The organism is Gordonibacter sp. (assembly GCF_036667095.1).
Taxonomy (GTDB): domain Bacteria; phylum Actinomycetota; class Coriobacteriia; order Coriobacteriales; family Eggerthellaceae; genus Gordonibacter.
The window spans coordinates 1-1380 of the sequence record NZ_JAVWUP010000134.1 but is presented as its reverse complement, the minus strand read 5'-3'; the positions used below and the strand labels follow the sequence as shown (position 1 = coordinate 1380).

Below are 1380 nucleotides of genomic sequence, written 5' to 3'. Positions count from 1 at the left end.
CCGGTTGATCCCGGTCGATCCCTACAACCCTAGCTGAATATAGGAGGCGGTGCAGCATACCGCAAAGCCCACGACGATGACGACGAAGACGATATTGGAGACACGCGGGCGCAAGAGCCTGAACCCATCGCAAATCAGCGGGTAGAGCACCCACACATACAGCATGGCCATCACGGCAATGACCACGTCGTTCACCAGCCACGCCTGGCCGAACACGTTAAGCGGCAACTGGGAGTTGTCCCAGTAAGGATACTTGCCGAATTCGTCGGGCTGGTTCACCAGCCATCCGATAACCAGCTCCATGACCATGCTGAGGACGACGGCGATCACGAACGTCTCCAGCAGCGCACCCCAAAGCGTCTTGCGACGCATAACGATGCGCTCCTTGATCGGCTCGATCGCAAGCGTCATCACCACGGCGCCGAACCCGTAGGCCCAGTAAGGGTGGTACCAAGGGTCGCTCCATATGGCGTAGTCGGGCGATACGATCCCGAAGAACCGATCCATAAACCAACAGTAGGGGATCTCCAACCAATGTCCGGCTATGCTGAACACGCAGAAACAGACAATCAGCGTTCGCCAGAATGCCCAGGTACGAGGTGCAAAATATCCCACCTCGTCCTTTTTTGTAATCTTATGCAGTCGAAATTTCGACATGGGCCACCTGTTCTCTTACCTACCTGGCCCCACTTTACCGCTTGCAGCTTTCTTTACACCCCTGCTCTCTTTGCTTTTTTCGCCGAAAAGGGACGAAAAGCGCACTCGAATAACAGACAAGGGGTCCGTGGTGGCTCGCTTTCCAGACGATGTTTCGCTCAGGAAGGTGAAGAGGCTTGGCAACCGGCGCACACGCCATCGAAGATGATCTCGTGGCCTTCGATCTTGAACCCGTGTGTGTCGGACACCTGAGAGACCAAATCGGCGCAGTACGGCATATCCACGTCGAAGATCTGACCGCATACACGACACTTCGCATGGTAGTGCGGGTCGTTGAAGAAATCATAGCGATCGGCGCCATTGGGCACCTCGACACGCAGCACCTCGCCGCGCTCGGACAGCACACCCAGATTGCGGTAGACCGTGGCTCGCGAGATATTCGGATGCTTTCCACGCACGACATCGTACACATCAGCCGACGTGGGGTGGTTATGCAGCGAGCGCACTGCCTCCAATACGAGGGCACGCTGTATGGTGTTCCGTGTGGAAGCCCCCGCCCCCGCCCGCTTGCTTACCGTGGCCATAGCCCTGCTCCTTCATTCGAAAATATCAATCGCTCCATTGTTTCAAATAGGATTATATCCCATTAGCAAGAGGAAGCAAGTAACGGCTGAAACCTCCACAGATAGCCAGAAGGGCACGTTGTGCGGTTGTGCGGCACGT

At 56.1% G+C, this 1380-nt stretch carries 2 protein-coding genes; both read right to left on the bottom strand.

What is annotated here, in order from left to right:
- Nucleotides 1–21 precede the first annotated feature (21 nt).
- Nucleotides 22–657, bottom strand: a complete 636-nt coding sequence (locus RR842_RS10585; protein WP_332729714.1) for a hypothetical protein — start codon at nucleotides 655–657, stop codon at nucleotides 22–24.
- 158 nt (nucleotides 658–815) lie between these two features.
- The gene (locus tag RR842_RS10580; protein ID WP_332554277.1) at nucleotides 816–1241 is read right to left on the bottom strand and encodes a transcriptional repressor; all 426 of its coding nucleotides are present in this window, start codon (nucleotides 1239–1241) and stop codon (nucleotides 816–818) included.
- Between the last annotated feature and the right edge of the window lie 139 nt (nucleotides 1242–1380).

Bases quoted from the DNA above. Each gene is read 5' to 3' on its own strand.
- RR842_RS10585 (WP_332729714.1), bottom strand. From the start codon at position 657: ATGTCGAAATTTCGACTGCATAAGATTACAAAAAAGGACGAGGTGGGA.
- RR842_RS10580 (WP_332554277.1), bottom strand. From the start codon at position 1,241: ATGGCCACGGTAAGCAAGCGGGCGGGGGCGGGGGCTTCCACACGGAAC.